At 37.8% G+C, this 19610-nt stretch carries 13 protein-coding genes and 1 pseudogene; 13 read left to right on the top strand and 1 reads right to left on the bottom strand.

The window, feature by feature from the left end:
- Positions 1–41 precede the first annotated feature (41 nt).
- From F3I09_RS08295 to F3I09_RS08250, 10 genes and pseudogenes are all read left to right on the top strand, one after another.
- Positions 42–1052, top strand: a complete 1011-nt coding sequence (locus F3I09_RS08295) for a nucleotidyl transferase AbiEii/AbiGii toxin family protein (RefSeq protein WP_223233175.1) — start codon at positions 42–44, stop codon at positions 1050–1052.
- Between the two features lie 68 nt (positions 1053–1120).
- A complete protein-coding gene (locus tag F3I09_RS08290) occupies positions 1121–4096 on the top strand; it encodes a DEAD/DEAH box helicase (protein ID WP_223233174.1) in 2976 nt (991 codons plus the stop codon).
- Positions 4097–4150: 54 nt separating this feature from the next.
- Complete coding sequence (locus F3I09_RS08285; protein WP_149694570.1) at positions 4151–4768, top strand: hypothetical protein; 618 nt, start codon at positions 4151–4153, stop codon at positions 4766–4768.
- Between the two features lie 2 nt (positions 4769–4770).
- On the top strand, positions 4771–5328 hold the full coding sequence (locus F3I09_RS08280; protein ID WP_149694569.1) for a hypothetical protein: 558 nt from the start codon (positions 4771–4773) through the stop codon (positions 5326–5328).
- Between the two features lie 2 nt (positions 5329–5330).
- A complete protein-coding gene (locus F3I09_RS08275) occupies positions 5331–5756 on the top strand; it encodes a hypothetical protein (RefSeq protein WP_149694568.1) in 426 nt (141 codons plus the stop codon).
- A 406-nt stretch (positions 5757–6162) separates the two neighbouring features.
- Entirely contained in the window at positions 6163–7548 is a 1386-nt protein-coding gene (locus tag F3I09_RS08270; protein WP_149694567.1) for a hypothetical protein, read from the top strand.
- Positions 7506–8171: a hypothetical protein gene (locus F3I09_RS08265; protein WP_149694566.1), complete on the top strand. Its 666-nt coding sequence runs from the start codon at positions 7506–7508 to the stop codon at positions 8169–8171. Before F3I09_RS08270 ends, F3I09_RS08265 begins: the two co-directional genes overlap by 43 nt.
- A 2-nt stretch (positions 8172–8173) precedes the next feature.
- On the top strand, positions 8174–11344 hold the full coding sequence (locus tag F3I09_RS08260) for a hypothetical protein (protein ID WP_149694565.1): 3171 nt from the start codon (positions 8174–8176) through the stop codon (positions 11342–11344).
- Positions 11313–12239, top strand: coding sequence for a hypothetical protein (locus F3I09_RS08255; RefSeq protein ID WP_149694564.1), 927 nt, complete (start codon positions 11313–11315; stop codon positions 12237–12239). Before F3I09_RS08260 ends, F3I09_RS08255 begins: the two co-directional genes overlap by 32 nt.
- A gap of 333 nt (positions 12240–12572) precedes the next feature.
- Positions 12573–14116: pseudogene (locus F3I09_RS08250) on the top strand (IS1182 family transposase).
- Positions 14117–14314: 198 nt separating this feature from the next.
- Here F3I09_RS08250 and F3I09_RS08245 read toward each other — a convergent pair.
- Positions 14315–14719: a hypothetical protein gene (locus F3I09_RS08245; protein WP_149694563.1), complete on the bottom strand. Its 405-nt coding sequence runs from the start codon at positions 14717–14719 to the stop codon at positions 14315–14317.
- A 984-nt stretch (positions 14720–15703) separates the two neighbouring features.
- Between F3I09_RS08245 and F3I09_RS08235 the strand changes: the two genes are divergently transcribed.
- The 3 genes from F3I09_RS08235 to F3I09_RS08225 all read left to right on the top strand — a co-directional run bounded on the left by F3I09_RS08235 (position 15704) and on the right by F3I09_RS08225 (position 19555).
- Positions 15704–16609, top strand: a complete 906-nt coding sequence (locus F3I09_RS08235; RefSeq protein ID WP_149694562.1) for an NmrA/HSCARG family protein — start codon at positions 15704–15706, stop codon at positions 16607–16609.
- A 125-nt stretch (positions 16610–16734) separates the two neighbouring features.
- Complete coding sequence (locus F3I09_RS08230; RefSeq protein WP_149694561.1) at positions 16735–17319, top strand: Crp/Fnr family transcriptional regulator; 585 nt, start codon at positions 16735–16737, stop codon at positions 17317–17319.
- Between the two features lie 265 nt (positions 17320–17584).
- Positions 17585–19555 (top strand): SEL1-like repeat protein, encoded by a 1971-nt coding sequence (locus F3I09_RS08225; protein ID WP_149694560.1) that lies wholly within the window; start codon positions 17585–17587, stop codon positions 19553–19555.
- The last annotated feature ends 55 nt before the right edge of the window (positions 19556–19610 follow it).

The following is a 19610-nucleotide window of genomic DNA, read 5'->3' as shown; positions in this document are numbered from 1 at the left end:
TCCTCGAAAAGATGATTCATGCTCTCTATCTACTACAGCATATGAAGAAACAGGGCTTTGAGTTTATTTTCAAGGGAGGAACTAGCTTAATACTTATTCTCGAAGAAGCAAACCGATTTTCGGTAGATATTGATATAATTACCGAACATAGCAAGGAGGAAATTGAAGCGTTTTTGGATGCCATCGTGACCAATTCGCATTTCACAGGATGGGAATTAGATGAAGGACGCAGCTATAAAGAGGGTGTTCCTAAAGCGCATTACGAGCTTTCCTACCCCTCTAACATCAATCAGCAAGCCAATTATATTCTCCTGGATGTCCTCTTTGAACATTGTCATTACCCAATGTTACAAGAAAAACCTATAGCTGCTACCTGGATAGAAACCAGCGAGACTATTAACATAACCGTACCAACTGCTGAAGCTATTGCTGGTGATAAGCTTACAGCCTATGCTCCGCTGACCACCGGTATACCATATGGGAAAGGCAAAGAAACAGAGATTATCAAACAGCTTTTTGATATAGGGCATTTGTTTGATCAGACGCAAAATTTCGAGGTGATAATGAACAGCTTTAATATTTTCGTGAAGCAGGAAATTGGTTACCGCAAATTGAATATTACTGCACATGAGGTATTGTGGAATATTATTAATACTAGTAAATTAATCTCCGTGCGAGAAAAGAATAAACAAGAGCCGGAGAAAACCCATTTCTTAAGTTTACAAAAAGGAATAGCAAGTTTCACAAATTTTCTAATCTCTGGTAGTTTCAGAATTGAGCAAGCGATCAATGCAGGCGCCAAAGCAGCTTATCTGGCAGCAAAGATTTTAACAGGAGATGTAACTCCTATTACAAAATATGCCGATGAGGATATTTCCACTCTGGAGATTAAAAGCCCACAATGGAATAGCCTTAACCGCCTCAAAAAGCTACAGGATAAATCCGCTTTCTTCTATTGGTATCAAACACTACAACTATTGGATCTTGTTAAAGAACCTGCGGTTGACGTTGTAGTGCGGGAGCACCGACAGGCAAGATTGGAGGAAAATTAGTTACTCATAAATGGTGGAGGATAAATGCGACTTAACAATTTAAAACAAAGTGAATCAATCTTAATGTGATGCCTGATGATAAAATAAGTCTTTACAGTTCGCTCTTCAAAGGTCGGGAGGATGTTTTTGCATTATACTGGGAGAAAAACGGTAAATCTGGTTACATGCCAGCCATTCATTTTGACCCGTACCGTTATAAAGTGCATAAAATGAAAGGTGGAACACTGAGTGATTTTCCGGAGAAGACTTATCAATATTTAACGAATGAGCAGATAAAGCAACATATACTTGGAAACCAACTTATTGGCGTCTATCCGCTTCTAACTGATAATACATCCTGGTTCATTGTGGCTGATTTTGATGAGGAGAACTGGAGTGACGATAGCCGGAAGTTTTTATTTTATTGTCGGGAGAAAAAAATTCCCGCTTACCTTGAACGTTCCCGGTCTGGTAACGGTGCACATGTCTGGATCTTCTTTGAGCAGCCCTACCCGGCAATAAAGAGTCGAAAAGTATTGCTCTCATTACTGACAGAAGATTGTATCATTTCAAGATTCGATAAGAATTCCAGTTTTGACCGGCTCTTTCCCAACCAGGACAGACTTGCCGGAAAAGGATTAGGCAACCTGATCGCCATTCCTTTTTATAAGCCTGCTATGGATAATGGGAATAGTTGCTTTATTGAGCCCAAAACTATGGAGCCTTATCCCGATCAGTGGCAATTTCTTACAACTATACAGAGAGTACAAACTGCTATTTTAGATATGCTATATGAACGAACAGATACTACTGCATTAGCCATAAATGCTACACCTAATCAAGGCTTAACCATAGTATTGAACAACGTAATCACTATAGCCAAAAGCGGATTGCCCATCATCCTGATTAATTATTTGAGAGAGGAACTCAATTTCGCTAATACAGAATTCTTCATCCGGCAGAAGACAGGAAAAAGTACTTATGGAAGTAAACGTTATTTCAGGTTTATTGGGGAAACAGGCGATTATATTATTATTCCCCGTGGATTTGTCAGGCGGCTTCTTGATTTTTGTAAGAAGAACAATATTCCACATCGATTGGAAGACCAACGTGAAATAAAGCCCAATCAGCCCTTTCGTTTCGAGGCAAAATTACGGGACTATCAGCAAATAGGAGTTTCTGCAACTGAAAACAAGCATATAGGAGTTATAGTAGCCCCTCCTGGTTCGGGAAAAACTTTGATTGGGTTGAAGATAATTGCCGCAAAACAACAGCCGGCTCTTATTGTTGTACACAGAAAACAGCTGATGGACCAGTGGGCAGAACGCATTGCCACTTTCCTCGGAATTCCTGCCCATGAAATAGGGAAAATAGGACAGTGGAAATATAAGCCTGGAAAGGTGGTAACTTTAGCTACCATTCAGAGCCTGGCTAAAGCAATAATCGATAAATCTAATAAAGATCTTACCAACTCATTCGGAACGATATTAGTCGATGAATGCCACCATATTCCTGCTGAAACTTATCGAAATACGATACAGCAATTCAATAGTTATTACCAGTATGGGCTTACTGCTACTCCATTCCGTAAATACAATGATGGCAAAATTATCTTCATTCATTTGGGGGAAGTTATTGCGGAAATAGACAGTCAACAGGTAACTAATTCTCCTCAGGCAACTATAATAATACGAGAAACATCGCTGGATGTACCATTTAACCAGAAAACAGACCGGTTTGAAACCTTGTCTAAAATTCTGGTACATGATTCAACGAGAAACAATCTGATCCTTAAGGATATAATCAAAGAACTCAGTAATGGAAGGCGTGTTGTTGTGCTAACTGAACGCAAGGAGCATATAGATTCATTGTTCCAATATCTGAAACAATCACATGAAGCTATTACCCTAAGTGGAGATGATAGTATAGCCAGCCGTGATGCTAAATGGAAGCTGTTAAAATCAGGGAATTATCAGGTATTGATCACAACAGGCCAGTTTTTTGGAGAAGGAACTGATTTGGACAATGCTACCTGCCTCTTCCTGGTTTATCCATTTTCATTTGAAGGAAAACTAATACAGTATATTGGCAGGGTACAAAGATCAGAAATAGCACCGGTGATTTATGACTACCGGGATATTAGGATTGATTACCTGAACAAGCTGTTCTTAAAACGGAACACCTATTATAGGAAGCTTATTCGACAACGATCATTGTTTGATGATCCAGTGGAAGAAATAACTCCGGTAATTATCAGTGACACAATTAAAATCGAGAAAGAAATTAGCATTCCTCTGGAAGCTCTTGAGTTCAAATATGGTGCGATAGGTTTTTCATATATCTACAAGGAGCCAAATGAGAAACTTGAATTTGAAATCGCGCATGAAGAGGTTCGGCCAGAGTTTGAAGTGCTGAAACCCTATTTTATAAAAGCATTGAAAACTAGAAATATTACTGTTTCTATATATGCAGAACTGGAAAAAGGGGTGCTCGTTTCTCAAACTGCAGAATCGGATGATATTAAAAGGATCAATAAAGAAATTATTGAGGGGGTGCGATTTAGATTCATGACAAAAGCAATCCTTAGTAAATCTTCTTTACCTGAACGGAATGTATTGGATATAAATCAGCTACAAGCGGGACAAACAATTTACGAAACTGGTGAGGAATTAATTGCAGATATATTAAGACAGCCACATTTTAAACATCATCAACAACTTCGTCACCTTGCGGAAAGGCATGCCGGAAATATCCTGAAGATCCGGTTTGTACTTCAGCCATTTTCTTTTGTGTTCTTAATAGAAGGGGAAGAAATGTATCATGTGATATTAGAAACTCTGGATACTGAAGAAGCTAGCTATTTATGGTGTTTTGAAAAGCAGCGTCCGCTTTTACCTACCTATTTGAAAGAATTAGACAAGCAACTGGATATTATCAGGCAGCAAGGCAGACAGGTCTTCCTTGCTGCTGCACCGGAAAATTTTAGCCGGATTGTTCATGACTATAACAACGAACAGAAAGGATTTATAACCTGGAAGTTTATGCTGGAAGAACGTATGATTTAGTAAATCACACTTCTTTCCATTCACCAAATTATCAATTCCAAAGCTTTAAATATCATGAGTAAAAGCGAAAAAATGAGATATTCAAGGTATGTACCTTCTCTTTTCCCTCTTGAAAATTATACTACGCAGTTAAAGAAAATAATGGACGAGCAACCTGCCAGTCTTGCACAAAAAACATTAGAGCAACTTATTCAGCGTGAGCGATCAATCTCATATGAAATGATTGCCCGGTTTGTTCCGATGGAAACGACTGCTGAAATGTTAACCTTTTTGCAAGCGTTTATTGCCGAAGAGAAAAACGGAGAAGATATTATAACAGAAGATGGTGAGAATGCTGTTGAAAAAATAACCATGGCTTTTCTGGAACGCGGAAAAGAATTAATCAATATAGGTAATTGTATTATCGCTGCTGAAATTGCATTTGCTATTATTCTTGCCATCGAACCTGAACTGTGCCTTGTGTACGATGAGGGATGGACTTACCAAATGATTATTATTGACACTTTTGGTTTTTTAAACCAGATAGGTAACCAGCAGCTAAGCGACAATGTATTTGATTCGTTGTCCAAAACTGCTTCTCAGCATTTCAATAGCATACCAGAGGAGGATAGATATTATGATGATAAATGGGAGGAAATAATATCAACATTTAGGAACCGCAGTATACATTAATCATGGCTGATAACAAGTATGTTGCAAAAAACAAGTCGTTGTTAAAGCAAAAATTAAATGAATTCTATATTCACGCTAATACAATAGTTGATTTCAACAAATGGCTGATCACAAACTCTTGTTCTGACCGGGAAAGCTTAGGATTAATGGTTATGGAACTTTTATATGAACTTTTAGAGGATTGGTCTGGAAATAACGAAACATTGCATCAATGGACACATGCGGAATGTAAAGATTTTGGGAATATCATATTTATTCACGCGTATTATAAACCTGCCGAAGTCGTGCTACATATTGGCATGAATGGGGAGGGAATTTACTTACAAATGAACACCAGGACTCAGGTAACACCTGTAAATAGTTTACCTGATGATATTAAAAAGTATCTTTTACTGTTATCTACCATAGGTGAATTTGAAACAGGTGAAGAGTATGATGACTTTCTAATAATGTGGCCCTACGAAAAATATTCTATTATTGACATTTTTTCCAATGGAAGTATCGCATTTTCATTGATGTATCAACTATCTAAGGAAATAAATCAAACTTCCCATTTGTAATTATGACAAGAAGATTGAATCAAAACATAAAAAGAATTGAACAGCTATTAAGTAACCGTTTTGATAACGTATCCAAACGACCTGAAACACTCTTATTCTTCAAATCATACCTTGAGGCAAACCTGAAATTCCCAATTCATATTACCGGAATTGAAGATTTCGATTGGGAGGAATTTTACTTATTAGGCCCAGGAAGCAAACAAGAATACGAAACACTTAAGAAAACCCGACCGTCTTATTCCGATATATTCAATATGATCAGGATTGATCCTTATTTCGATGAAGATTTTGGATTGTTTACAAAAGTTACAAGACTGTCCGATAAAAAACGTTTCCAACTTCCACTGGCAGATATGAAAGCCGTAAATGAAAAGTCCCCTGAATATCAATTACTTCAGGACTATTCTGTTTGGTTTATTAACTATTAGTAAAAATATTCTGACTACTTATATTTTATAAAGCAGGTGAACATATTTGATCCAATTTATTGATAATCAACACCATTTGGTTCGAAAACGCTCCGGTAGTGGGCACGTAAAACAGAAAATCCGCTCTTGTAGCGGATTTTCTGTTTTACAGTATTACAGCCATTTTATAAGTCATTTACAATCATGTCCCTGTAGGTTCGATTCCGGATTCTCACTCATCTCTTCTATTTTGGATGCTAAGTATTATTATTAAATGATAATGATTTGTTTATAGTATCTCATCACTGATCCTATTACTCAGAATAAGATCATTTCAATCTAATTAACTAGTAATTAACGTTCTCCAATTAATTTATTCTTTACTTTGGCGAGATAGGAGAAGTTTATTATTCGTTAAATCTTCTATATGATGAGATATAATGAACTGTTTGATAACTACGATTTGTTGCTCCCTCGAAAGGAGCGTGGAGGATATCTTATAATTGCTTTATATGAAAAGATTGAATCCAAGGAATTAGACTATTGTTTTAGCCTTTCAGATATAGAAAATGTACTTCATGAGATCTATTTAGATCGCAAAGAAGAGTTTAAATCGGAACCACAATGGAGCAAGATCCGGGATGTATTATTTAACTATTATTTACGAAATGTACCTGGCGAACCATGGAAATATTACCTGACAGATCATGCAAAATCTATCATAGAATTAATGAGAGCCAAGTTAGAGAATCCATATAAAGATCACCTTTTACAAAAGAGTTTCCAGGAAGCTTTTACGATAAGACATGGAGAAATAAATTCTGGGGAAGAATTGGAAAGAAAATTTGGCCGCATTTTTATCATGGGTCCGAAGGGTATTGTACTTCAGAAGATAGAATCGCTTGAAGACGAACTTAGGGATGCTTACAAAGATTTAAATCATATTTTAGATAATGATCAAGCTACAGCAACGACACTAGTACAGCAATTTGCAAAGGTGTTTAAAACGTTCGGAGAAAAGGCAGAAGACATAAACAGAGCGATCATCAGCAAGGATAAATTTTTGTCAGATTTGAAATTTGTAAAAGATGACTTCTATTCGAGAATGGAAACTACTTCTTTTCAAGATCATATCCTACTGAAGAAACATAAACTCGACTGGGAAAAAGCAGAACTTATTCTAACGGACATTAGTGATTTTTTCAATGAAGTTGATAATAAATTAAGAATGATTCGTCAACGTATATATCATGCGAACGACAAGTTAAATGAACTGAAAGAGACAATTTCTGCAAGGGCAAGTTATAAAATCAAACTAAGCAAACTACAGACATTTCTTCTTCAATATAGTCGGTTTAGTAAGGATGATAATGTATTTTCTATTGAGTTGCCGCAAAAACATTTCTTTAATCAGTATCGTCCACTCCCGCCAATTAAAATCCATGAATTGATAAAAAGTCCTCCTGATATGATCATAGAGTTGGGCCCTGATAAAATATATGAGGAAGAAGAGAGAAAAAAAATACAATTGGAAGTCGAACGGCAGGAAGCAGTTAATAAATGGAAGCATCACTTTATAGAAGAATTGACACTCGGAAGGAAACTCAATGCAGAGAATATAATGAATAAGGTATTGCAAGAGGGCTCTGATCTCTCAGTAGCTTATGACGTAATTAGTTCATTAATTGGTAGCGTGTCTGAGCGCCCAGAGTTAACCATTAATGTTGAACATTATTTGACAGAAATAAAAGCTGATGAAAATATATACTTATGGAAAACTACGATACAGAAGGGCAATCATATGAATTCTTGAACACTGAGAAAGTGGAGGCATGTTTCCACCAACTGTTGGACCTTCTTTTATCAGGCAAGCATATAGATGAAAAGTATTACACCCTCTTCGCGTTATTGAGGGATGAAGAATGTGGATTTAAGAAATTTTTCAAACAACTATATAGGCTCGAATTAGTGGCTGATGTATTTGATGGTACTCCTTGTTATTACTTGACTCCCATACCGGGTATACGTAGTGATTTATTGGACAATAAGCCTGCAGGATATCTATCAGAGCGAGAAACCATATATGGATTGATGCTGTTAGATATTTATTATCTGAGATATTTCGACAAGGTAAAAGTTGTAGTCTGGGAGGATATGATGCATAAAATATTAGAGAGTGAGCATCAAAAATCATATCAGACACTTTTATTCAGCTCTGTAAGAGATTCCTATGATGAAAAAGAATGGAATGATGTGAAGAAAACCTTTGAACGTGTTTTTAGAAGATTTGTAATCCTAGGTTGGGTAGAGCCAACAGAGATCGAGGGAAAAGAATGGGCTTTTGAGTTACGCCCGGCGCTATTTCGCCTTGCAAAGCTCTATGAGTCTGAGTTAAATGATTTTGATAAATTCTGCGAACTTTACAAAACAGCTTAGTAATGATGTATCCGTACATTTATTCCTTATCTACAGTAGGTATAATAAAGCACTATATTCACGATTATCATTTTCACAATAAGCGAACAGACATTATTGGACCAAATGGTGTTGGGAAATCTGTACTAGCTGATCTGTTACAACTCATCTTTATATTTGACCCTAATATTATCCGATTCGGAACCGATGGAGTAAAAGAAGAAGATAGACAAATAAAAACACTTCCCTATAAATTAAGATATGCATATGCATTTATAAATATTGAGGTGAAACAGGGATATTTTTTGACGCTTGGAGTACAAATTAATAGCCAACATGGTAAAGCTTTGACTCCCTTTCTAATCGCCAGTGAAGCGGACTTTGAACAACGCTCAGACGATATATTATTTGGCAAAGAGAAGTTATTATATGCTAGAGATTTTATACCGACAGGAGCGATAACTGGATTTGATGAACTATCAGATCACATCTCGGAAAAGTTTGGATTAAAATTAAATATCTTTAGTACAAAAGATGAAATAAATAGATATTATAAAGCTCTATATCAAAAAGAGATTTTACCTCTAGATTTAAGTCAAGAGAATAGCTTAAAGGCCTATGCGAAAGTGATTCAATCATTTTCAAAAGTAAAGACCTTGAATCTTGGCGGCAAAAATGTCTCGAAGAATTTAAAAGATTTCCTTTTTGAAGAATCAGATGCTGATATCAAATCAAACTTCGAAAGTAATAAGAACAGATTTGAAAAGTTTCTTGATGACTACAGGCAATTAGATAGAGAAATATCTTCACTATCTGAAAAACAGGTACATCTCCAGAAGTCGTTCGCCTATGAGACTACAGCCAAGCGTAAGAGAGAACGATATCTTGGAGCTACGATAAATGAACTGCATCAAACAGTTAAATTCCTTGAAAGAAATATAGATAAGTTTAAAGAGAAAAAGCTACGAGAGCAAAAAATCAGCCTAATCAAACAGAACAGACTTTCGCTAATAGACAACATAAAAAAAATCATTAGTGATAAGCTCCTCAAAATCCAGAACCAAGAACAGGATCTGGACACAATTAGAATATTGATGGATGAAATAGACGAAGTGATTGAACAAATAGACAATTTGCAAAATATTGAACTACCAATACTTGCTAAGGGATGGTCCAATTTGGAGTATGAAGAAAGAGCCATTCCATCGGTTAAAGAAATGTGTAAGGACGTTGAATACGCAATGCCATTTTTGAATAGATACGAAAGTATGGATCAGTTGCTCCAGCAACGAGATAGTCAACAAGAGAATCTTGAGAAATTTAAGAATGAAGTTACAGAAAGAAAAACCAAAATAATCAAATTATTAACATTGCTAAAGGACAAGCATGAATCTTCAGTTCTAGGTTGGTTTATGAAAAATGGAAATAACTTTTCCATCGAACAAATACAGTCCATCTTACATTTTGCCGTCTTGCCTGTGTCCCAACCTGACGATGGGCTTAGTGTCAAGCGCTATTTAGACATAGATTCCTTTATTAAGGAGTTTGATTTTAAACCGACGAAAAATGGAGGCTGGATCAAGCTTGGAGCATTAAAGGAATATATTGAATTTACAGAAGACGCTTTACTACTTAAAGACAGAGATTCTTCTGATACCTCCTTAAATCTTTTCATAAAGAGAATAGAAAGCGAGTTAAATATTTTGGAAAAAAAATTGGAAGCCATCAAACTCGTTCAAAACGGAGGTAGCTTGGATCACACAATTTTACCTTTAAATATTGATGTGCAGATTATAGAGTATAGCATAGTGAAAACGATTGAGAAGGCGCTTTATTACATAAATAAATTGCCTAACATTGGATTAGAGTTAATGAGAAAACATAATATCCTTCTGGGAAAACTAGCAACAAAGCAGGAAGAACTAGGAGTATCTGGAACTACAATGAGAGAAATTCGATTGCAGCTAGTCAAGAAACGTGATAAATGGACTAGAAGAAGTAGCTTATGTGGGATAATTAAGGCTGAGTATGATGGGGATATTAGAACAGCAGAACAGGTACTGAGACAAATTTCAAAAGAAATCCAGGAAACTACGGAAAAACTATTAAAAAGCCGTTTAGAGCTAGATAATAATATCCTGGAATATAAGAACAGTTTTGATGAAGCGCCATCAATCACAGAAGGTAATTGCCAGGATGTACAAAGACTATTAGGCGAATATGAAAACGCACGTGACATATATAGGCATCATTATATTGCTACTAGTGAGCATTTCACGGAAACAAAAGACGGAAAGAACGCCGATGTGCAAATGGAAATTTCAAATTCGTCTTTTTCATTTGCTGTAATGGAAAGAGCATTATTAGGAAATAGGGTAAAAGCAACGGATGATATAGTAGATGCGCTAAAAGAGGCAAATGCTGCCAGAAGCAGTATGGCAGATGGAATAAGCGATGAAATGCTAAAGGTATTCAACTTAACAGTTACCAGGTATGATCAATACAAGAGACAAGTGCAAAAAATTAATGGTTTTTTTGTTGACAGAAAAATTAGTGGACACTTTTACTTTAAAGTGGAATTTAAGGATAATAAAGAAATGAGTATTGAAAATGTAAAAGATGTCGCAGTTGAGATGAGAATGGCGCTTATGAAAGGTGCGCTTGGAGTCACGGAATCAGTTGTGGCATTTATGGAAAATTCATTTCAAAAAAGATTAAATCTTAAAACACGAATACCATTTGGAGACTTACTAGATCCGAAAACTTACTTTCATCTATCCGCGCGCCTGACAGACGAATTCGGTGTTGATGTACCAGGAAGCACGGGAGAAACCTATTCAGCTATTGCATTATTGGGTATTGCACGTCTTTCGTTATCCCAGAAAGAACCTAGGAAGGGGCTACGGTTTCTTATACTAGAAGAATTAGGTAGTTTGGATAATACGAATTTTAATACTTTCCCAGCTATTGCGGATGAGTTTCAATATCAAATTATTACTATGGCCCCGCATAGCTTTAATATTGGATTTTCAGATCATTGGTATGCTCACCATTTAATAAAGGGAATAATTGACAAAAACATAAATTACTTTCCTTCATCATCTTTCTTTAAAACGCCATTTGGGAATGAGGTACTTTCAACCTATATAAATCGACAACAGAATGAACTGGCTGGTTTTAAAAGCGCTAAATGATTTGCACAATGATTTAACATTGAGTTTAAATTCAACCCTGGATGTTGACCCCGAAATTAACTATTTGGTAAAATCAAGGAAGGCACTTCAAAAAAGTGGCAACGAGATCATAGCTTTACCCAAATTCAAGCCATTGTATCAAAGAGATTATCAACCTAAATTTTTATCGTACCGCGCTTTTTTGGAGAAATATGATTTGCTAAAGCCTCAACTGAGGATAGAAGAAAGAGATATCAAAATCCTAATGAGTGTAGCTGACAGATACGATGCAGGCGATTTGGACCCACTGAGAGCTCAGATTATAGCGGCAGATGAATCACTTCGCGGCATATCTGAGATGTTTTTTAGAGATGAAAAATACTTGGACAATAGAGAATCTCTTGTAAAAGCATTGAAAATTATTCTAAATGTGGAGAGCTTTGCGAATGAAAAAGATCAGCAATATATATATAAATTACAATGTCATAATCCCCGCGTCATTGTTCTTTGTGAAAACCTTCATTTCCTTATGAAACCGATTAAACCTCGCCAATTAGGTATTGAATTGTGGTATGCAGGAGGAAAGAATGTAAATAAACTGGAATTTGCTGATACCCGCGGTTTACCTATCTATTATTCTTGCGATTGGGATTATGATGGTTTGTTTATCATTTATCCAATGGTTAAACATTTGCTCCCATGCATTGAGTTACTAATTCCTGATGGAGAACCTAAGGGAATAATAGCTAGTGCCCATAACAGCAAATGGCAGTCTGGCAAACGAACTATGGCTGATCTCACCTTATCTGTTAAAAGTCAGCAGTTACTGCATGCTCTGATAAAAAAGAATGCGTGGATTACTGAGGAGTCTAATAACCTGATTAGAATGATGACTTCGCTACTGCCAGCTAATTAAATTATATGTAAATCACAATTTATATTATCCTTTATTTAATTTGTGGATAACGAATGTGAAATAGTATCTGAAAAAAGGGCGATAGATCGAGGATGAGAAATCTCAAAGATTTGCCGTTAAAAAAATATTGCCTAGTCTATCGGTTATGGCTGTCCATAAATTCTGGATCATTTAGAAAAGTTAATTGATTCCATATAATTTGTTTAAGATCAACACTAAACGGTTCGAAAACAATTCGCTACTGGGCACGTTGGCGAAAGGGACTGTCTCATAAATAAAAAATGAGACGGCCCTTTTTTTATTGTTGTGGAAAGTAGATCGTATCTTAATGTTATGGCAAGAGGAAAAAGTCTTACGGTAACATTTAAAGCTACTCACCAGAATCAGCTGTCGCTACTTCCGCTTGATTTAAATGATATGGTGGCATCCAATCATCCGGTGAGGATCGTGGCGGCCATTCTTGATAAAATTGATATTAGCAAGCTAATTGCTGAATACAAGACAGGCGGAGCCAGTAGCTACCATCCCAAAGTATTACTAAAGATTTTAGTATATGCTTACATTAATAATATATACAGCAGTCGGAAAATAGAAGAAGCTGTTTGTCAGAATATAAATTTCATGTGGTTGGCAGGTTTAAACAAGCCTGATCATAATACAATCGACAGGTTCCGAGGTAAGCGCTTGCAGCGGACATTACGCCCCATTTTCAGCCAGGTAGTTGAATTGCTGTGCCAGGAAGGGCTTTTGAGTATAAAAGAGTTGTACACAGATGGGACTAAAATTGAGGCAAATGCGAACCGGTATAGCTTTGTATGGGGCAATTCTATCAAATCAAATCGGGAAAAGATCAAAAAACAACTTTGCGAGCTTTGGGAATATGCTCAGCAGGTGGCTGCATCAGAAATGGATGATACCGATCCAAGTGGATTTGATAAAATTGATAGTGAGAAAATAACTGAGACTATCAATAAAATAAACGAAGCATTAAAGGACAAAGACGTTGACAAAAATGTCCGCCAGAAACTCAACTATGGCAAGAAGAATTGGCCTGCAGCGCTTGATAAATATGAGGAGCAAGGAAATCGGATAGGTTGCGGCCGTAGTAGCATGAGTAAAACAGATCCAGATGCGACGTTTATGCGGCTCAAAGAAGACCATATGAAAAATGGTCAACTGAAGCCAGCCTATAATGTTCAGGTAAGCGCCAATAATCAGTACATTGTAAATTATAGCCTACATCAATAAAGTACAGACACTAATACCCTGATCGCTCATCTGGAACAACATATAAAGACATACAAGGTAAAACCAAGCAATATACAGCGGATGCAGGTTATGGTAGTGAACAAAACTACCAATGGCTTGAATCCAAACAGATCACCGCTTATGTGAAACACAATCAGTTTGACAGACAACAGCGCAAGCGAAAAAAGGAGAAAAATCCTTATTCATCTGATAAATTAGTTTACGACGAGAGCAACGACCAATATGAATGTCCTAAAGGCAAACCGATGCATAATATGGGCACTTACACCAGACAAACAACCACAGGCTATCTACAGACGATCACTAAATATGAAACAGAGAGTTGTAAGTATTGCAGGTTAAAAAAGTTATGCCATCAGGCTAAAGGTAACCGGGTGATTGAAATTAATCACAATCTAAAACGGCTAAAGTCAAGGGCGGATAAGCGGTTAAAAACAAGACGGGGTATAGCAAAACGTAAACAGCGACGTTTTAATGTAGAATCTGTGTTTGGTAACATCAAACATAATCACCACTTCAGGAGATTTATGCTCCGTGGAATCGAAAAAGTCGAAATAGAGACTGGCTTATTAGCTCTAGCACACAATCTTAGGAAGAAAATCGCCTAAGAAGCCTAAAAAATAAACTTCAAAATCTCGATTTGATACTTAAAATATCTTTTAAGTACATAATGCACCATATCGGCTGGTATAACAGTATAAAATTGAAAAGGGGACGTCTCAAACTTATGAGACGCCCCCATTTTACGTCATTTGAGCCTTTTGTGTAAGCCCTTCATATTCAAACTCGAACTGGTTCGATTAACATCATTTATTCCCTCCCGGCATCGGTTTTTCAAATTGAGGTTTGAGAGCATTCGGCACATCTGTCAATTCAATAATCCTATACTTAAATGCCAGTTTCTCTAATTCGCCAATGATGAAACTATCGAGTTTAGTTGGAATGTTACCCTTATAGCTTTCTGCTGTATCCTCAATATATTGCCTTACTGTACGTTGCCCCGTTGCATTCAGGAAGATCGATTCCGGCCATGGATCCATCGTAATCATTCGCGGTCCATGCGGATCGATCACCGTAATAGTGCATTGATTGTAATCAAGCTCCATAAAACGAGCTGCCCGCACAAAATATTTGTTTTTGTTGGGATAAGAGGCTAATGCCTCCAGTGAGTAGGCATCTACCTTAGGTCTTTTTCTGAAAAAGTTGAACATGCCGCCAATATAAAATAAAGTATCATATTACAAACACCTAATCCATTAGAAGGCGTTAGTTTATTTTACTCTGTAATATTTATGAAATTTTCACTTCAACCGACTTAATATCAAGGTTATTGGGTTCGAATACGCTCCACTACTGGGCACAAAAATGGCAAATCCCGGAGGTATTATCTCCGGCGTTTTTGTTTGTTATACTCGTCTAAACCCGCTCGAGGCCTTATCATTTCAAGGATTATATTAGTCTCGTGGTTCGAAATTTAGGTCTAAAAAATCAGCTTTTCAGCGAAGCTCGAACCAATGATCAGTTTTTTGCCGCTTGGGGAAGCTGCGATGTAGCGGATGGCGATGTTTCTCATTATCTCACCCAGTGGGACAAGTATTTCCGATGTTGTTTTTGGAAGACAATGACCTGGTTTTCTTCTTTTCCAGTTCTTCTATCTTTTTTAAAAGGTCTGTCTTTATCTCCTTGAATTCTTCCGCTGTAAATTTACATGCCAGCTACTGTCCCTGCAGAGATCTCAAAGGTGCTTGCATCTGACATAGTGCCATCGGATCTTTTAGCCAACGAAAAGAATACGTTCGGGCAATTACACTTTTTATATAAAAAGGACCTGGGTTTGTTGGCTTTACCTTTCTTAGTTAACTAGAAATGTAGTACCCGTTTTTATCTAAGGACAGAAAGGGTATGTCTTTATTGATCTTCTTCAACAATTTTTGTAGATGCTGTGGCTATCGCTTATCTCATAGTGCATACGACTACAAGGCAGGTACAGCAGACATATAAAAGGCATAAGCCCAAAGATCAATCGGAAGACATCAGTCATTTGCCATTTTTGATATTGGTACTTTGCCATATGGAATTAATTAAAAGAACAGAAGGCTGTCTCAAAAGAGATAACGTCCTTTATTTATTATCATTTGTCATCGTCCGCGTTTACCTCAGCTGGTAGTTTTGCATCTCAAACAAAGATTTGAGATATGACATCCGATAACAGAAAAGTGATCGCCGTAATTGGCGCTACAGGCCAGCAAGGTGGTGCTGTAGTACATGCCCTGCAAGCCAGTGGCAAATTTAAAGTGCGTGCTTTAACGCGTAACCCAGACAAACACGGGGCGATTGCCCACGAAGTCGTGGAAGCAGATCTGAATCGGCCAGATACACTTAAAGCTGCTTTTCAGGGGGTATATGGTGTTTTCCTGATTACCAATTTCTGGGAAAAAGGAACTGACGAAGGAAAGCAGGCCACAGCAGCTGTACGTGCAGCCCAGGATGCCGGCGTTAAACATTTTGTTTGGTCAACACTGCCGGATGTAGAATCAATCAGCAAGGGCCTGTTCCATGTTCCCCATTTTACCGGTAAGGCCAAAGTCGACCAGATCATTAAGGAGGCCGAATTTGATTATCACACTTTCGTTATAGCCCCATTTTTCTACCAGAACTTTATGGGTGCGCTCGCACCCCAAAAACAGGAAAACGGAAGGGTTGGCTGGGCACTTCCTATGGATCCAACAGTACGTGTGATTCACCTTGGTGATATCACAGAGCTTGGCAAAATCGTAGCTGGTGCATTTGCAAAACCAACTGAGGCCGGCAATGGTGCGTACCTGCCCCTGGTCGGCGACCTAATGAGCTTTAATGAAATCGTGGATACGCTCAATCAACAGGGACATGCATTTTCATTCACGCAGGTGCCGACAGAAATTTTTGTTACTCTCTTTGAAGGTGCCGACGAGATAGCCGCAACATTCAGTTATTTCCAGGCACATACTTACCTGGGTTCAGATGCATCCAAAGAGATTGCACTGGCAAACAGAATAGCAGGTTCATCGATGACCACTTTTGCGGATTGGGCTCGGGTAAATTTGCCGGCACAACGAAAGTAAGGGGCAGAAGGCGCATTCAAATCAACACCGGTTAGGAAGATCTGTGTCCTAACCGGTTTACCGTTCATAGAGTCAATCAAGTGATTAAATTATATCTTTGTACTATAATTTTATCCGTAGAATTAATGTATGAAGTGCTTATAAACCATATAAACAGCTACAGTACAACACAACTTAATGAAAACGACATAGCTGCAATTAAAGACGCCTTCAAACCAGGAAAAATAAAGAAAAAAGAATTCTTGTTAAAAGAAGGAGAAATCGGTAACATCACTGCTTTTGTTATCAACGGGGCGCTGCGGCAATACACGGTTGATGAAAAAGGAGCAGAACATATTGTTGGTCTGTTTATTGAAAATTGGTGGGCAAGTGATCGTGAAAGCTGGACGACGCTTATACCATCCCATTATAATATTGATGCCTGGGAGGATACAGACGTATTGCTTCTTACAAGAGACGCCTTCAATAAATGGATAAAACCTATACCTGCTTTTATTGAAATGACTTTAAAGTTGCAGGAAAATAATGCCTTCTCTGTACAGAAGAGGCTCCATGCACTTATCAGTTTGTCAGCAGAAAAACGCTACATCAATCTCATCAATGCTTATCCGCAGTTTCTGCAGCGCTTTCCACAGCACATCATTGCTTCTTATCTTGGTATTACCAAAGAAACACTCAGCAGGGTGCGGCGTCAGTTAAGTAATAAATAAAACAAGGATTTCAAAAATCGAAAACATTTCGCTACTTGGCACTGACTAAGTGAGCCCCGCTCGTAGGGCGGATTTGTTATCTGATCTACACAACTATTCGTAGCTAATGGGAAATTCCCAAAAGCATCGTCGATAACTGAAGGCAATATAAATGGCCCTTTTAAGGAGGCCTCTTCCCGACCTGCCTGGTCCTTCTTTCCGTGTTTACTATCCTCGAACTTTAACAGTTTAAGATAACCCATTAAAGAATTATTACCTTTGCAGAATGTCGCACAGCGTATATTTAAGTAACACCATCTCCCCTTCGGGAAAAGACAGGAATGATATAATGATGATGGAATGGGGGTATGAGATGCCGCTATTATTACAACCTTTGTTAATAAGTGGAGGCTTCATTGAAAATGACATTTTATACTATGATGCCAAATCCGGTATCGAAAACCTGAAAAGGTTTTACAACTTTCTGGATGCTACAAAGTCTCTTATTAACAATAAAAGCATTTTTACAGCATGCAAAAATAAGCTATTTAAATACCTGGACGGTCTGGAACATGCTTATTTTAGCATGAATGCCCGTGACGTATTCAATATGGATGATACACCGCATGACGAACAGGCGGCTATCTGGCTGGCAGATATTGCGTATAACAATGCCATGATCACCAGTGCCATGGACAATAACAACATTTCTCTGTTGTCTTACAACAAGCTCAAACATGTAAGCATGGCTTTTTATTCATTTGCCGAACTGCTGAACTACGTGGACTATTATTATGGATGGGGACACATCAATGAAGAATCGGGAAAAGAAGAAATTTACTATGAGAATGGATTATGGGGATTAAAAAGTTCTGAAGGAGAAATATTGCTGAATCCTCAATTTGATGACTTTTATGAATTCAGTGACCAGGATATTGCCGTGGTAATGAAGGCTCAGAAATATGGCTATGTGCACAGATCAGGTGAGATTATAGTTCTTCCGGAATGGGATGAGGCTTATGATTTTGATTATTCTTATCTGGCGATTGTTCAGCGCAATGGTCTTTTGGGACTAATCGATCCTTCGGGAAAAGTTGTCGTTGAACCAACATATGAAAACCTCAACAAAGTCGGGTACAATGGTCATTACATTGCACAAAAGAATGGACGCTGGGGTATACTGGCGGAAGATGGAAAAGTGATGGTCGATTTTAAATATGAAAAAATAGAACTGTTGCATGACGATGTATTCATGCTACTGAAAGATGGTTTTTACAGTCTTACTGAAGATGGTGAGCAGTTCGACCTAATAGTACGTAAAGCCCCTCATCAGGGCTTTGCCTGGGCAATCAAGGGGGAGGGAGTTTACCTTATAGATAAATATGGGATATCGAGAGCAAATAAAGATCTGGTACAACAGGATGCCGAAAGCGATGGCTACAGTTTTTATTATGACGAGGTAGTGCGTGACAGGCTACTGGCATATGCAAAGACACCCGATGAGGAAACTGTTACAGATGTCTACACGCCGGTTGAAGAATTGTATAATATTGGCGTAGATGCTTATAACAGACAGGATTATCAGTCAGCAGTTTATCACTACACACTTGCTGCTGAAAAAGGATATGGTTATGCGATGAACAACCTCGCGCATATTTATTACATGATAAATGGATATGTAGATAATGACAACGCATTTTACTGGTATGAGAAGGGAGCTGCTGCCCGCAATACAAATGCGCTCAATGGATTGAGCCTGTGTTACCAGAATGGCATAGGGACTATCCCTGATATAGAAAAAGCCATTAACCTGTTGCAACAAGCAGCTGAGGATGGTCTGGCAGCGGCACATAATAACTTGGGATTTCTGCTTATTGATACAGATCCTGAGCAGGCACTGTACCACTATCATCAGGCAGAGGAACTTGGAGAACCGGATTACGGTTGCCTGGGATACCTGTATGAAGAAAACGGGGATTTTGAAATCGCTCTCCGGTATTACCGGAAAGATGAATCTGAAATTGGCGCGTTTAATCAGGGAATTTTTCACCAGAGGGGATTAGGTACAGCAAAAGACTTAAAAGCGGCAATAGGATACTTTAAAACAGCGATAGACGGTGGTTATGATAGGGGACATATTGAACTGGCACGAATATACCTGTTTGAAGAGGGCTTTATCGATAAGGATCAGGCAAAGGCACATATTGCGGCGGCAGAAAAAGCAGGTCTTGAAATCCCTGGTGAATTATTAATGTAATGCAAGGGTATCAGTGAAGCAGCAAAAGCGCCCAAGGTAATAGATCTTTTCCATC

Origin of the sequence: Chitinophaga sp. CF418, assembly GCF_900142925.1 — a bacterium.
In the GTDB taxonomy this organism is placed as follows: Bacteria; Bacteroidota; Bacteroidia; order Chitinophagales; family Chitinophagaceae; genus Chitinophaga.
This window is presented reverse-complemented; position numbering and strand designations above follow the sequence as displayed.

What these genes read in the sequence shown, in the direction of transcription:
- F3I09_RS08295 (WP_223233175.1), top strand. Translation starts at nt 42, where the DNA reads ATGAAGAAACAGGGCTTTGAGTTTATTTTCAAGGGAGGAACTAGCTTA.
- F3I09_RS08255 (WP_149694564.1), top strand. Translation starts at nt 11,313, where the DNA reads ATGAACTGGCTGGTTTTAAAAGCGCTAAATGATTTGCACAATGATTTA.
- F3I09_RS08225 (WP_149694560.1), top strand. Translation starts at nt 17,585, where the DNA reads ATGTCGCACAGCGTATATTTAAGTAACACCATCTCCCCTTCGGGAAAA.
- F3I09_RS08280 (WP_149694569.1), top strand. Translation starts at nt 4,771, where the DNA reads ATGGCTGATAACAAGTATGTTGCAAAAAACAAGTCGTTGTTAAAGCAA.
- F3I09_RS08235 (WP_149694562.1), top strand. Translation starts at nt 15,704, where the DNA reads ATGACATCCGATAACAGAAAAGTGATCGCCGTAATTGGCGCTACAGGC.
- F3I09_RS08265 (WP_149694566.1), top strand. Translation starts at nt 7,506, where the DNA reads ATGGAAAACTACGATACAGAAGGGCAATCATATGAATTCTTGAACACT.
- F3I09_RS08285 (WP_149694570.1), top strand. Translation starts at nt 4,151, where the DNA reads ATGAGTAAAAGCGAAAAAATGAGATATTCAAGGTATGTACCTTCTCTT.
- F3I09_RS08260 (WP_149694565.1), top strand. Translation starts at nt 8,174, where the DNA reads ATGATGTATCCGTACATTTATTCCTTATCTACAGTAGGTATAATAAAG.
- F3I09_RS08270 (WP_149694567.1), top strand. Translation starts at nt 6,163, where the DNA reads ATGATGAGATATAATGAACTGTTTGATAACTACGATTTGTTGCTCCCT.
- F3I09_RS08245 (WP_149694563.1), bottom strand. Translation starts at nt 14,719, where the DNA reads ATGTTCAACTTTTTCAGAAAAAGACCTAAGGTAGATGCCTACTCACTG.
- F3I09_RS08290 (WP_223233174.1), top strand. Translation starts at nt 1,121, where the DNA reads ATGCCTGATGATAAAATAAGTCTTTACAGTTCGCTCTTCAAAGGTCGG.
- F3I09_RS08275 (WP_149694568.1), top strand. Translation starts at nt 5,331, where the DNA reads ATGACAAGAAGATTGAATCAAAACATAAAAAGAATTGAACAGCTATTA.
- F3I09_RS08230 (WP_149694561.1), top strand. Translation starts at nt 16,735, where the DNA reads ATGTATGAAGTGCTTATAAACCATATAAACAGCTACAGTACAACACAA.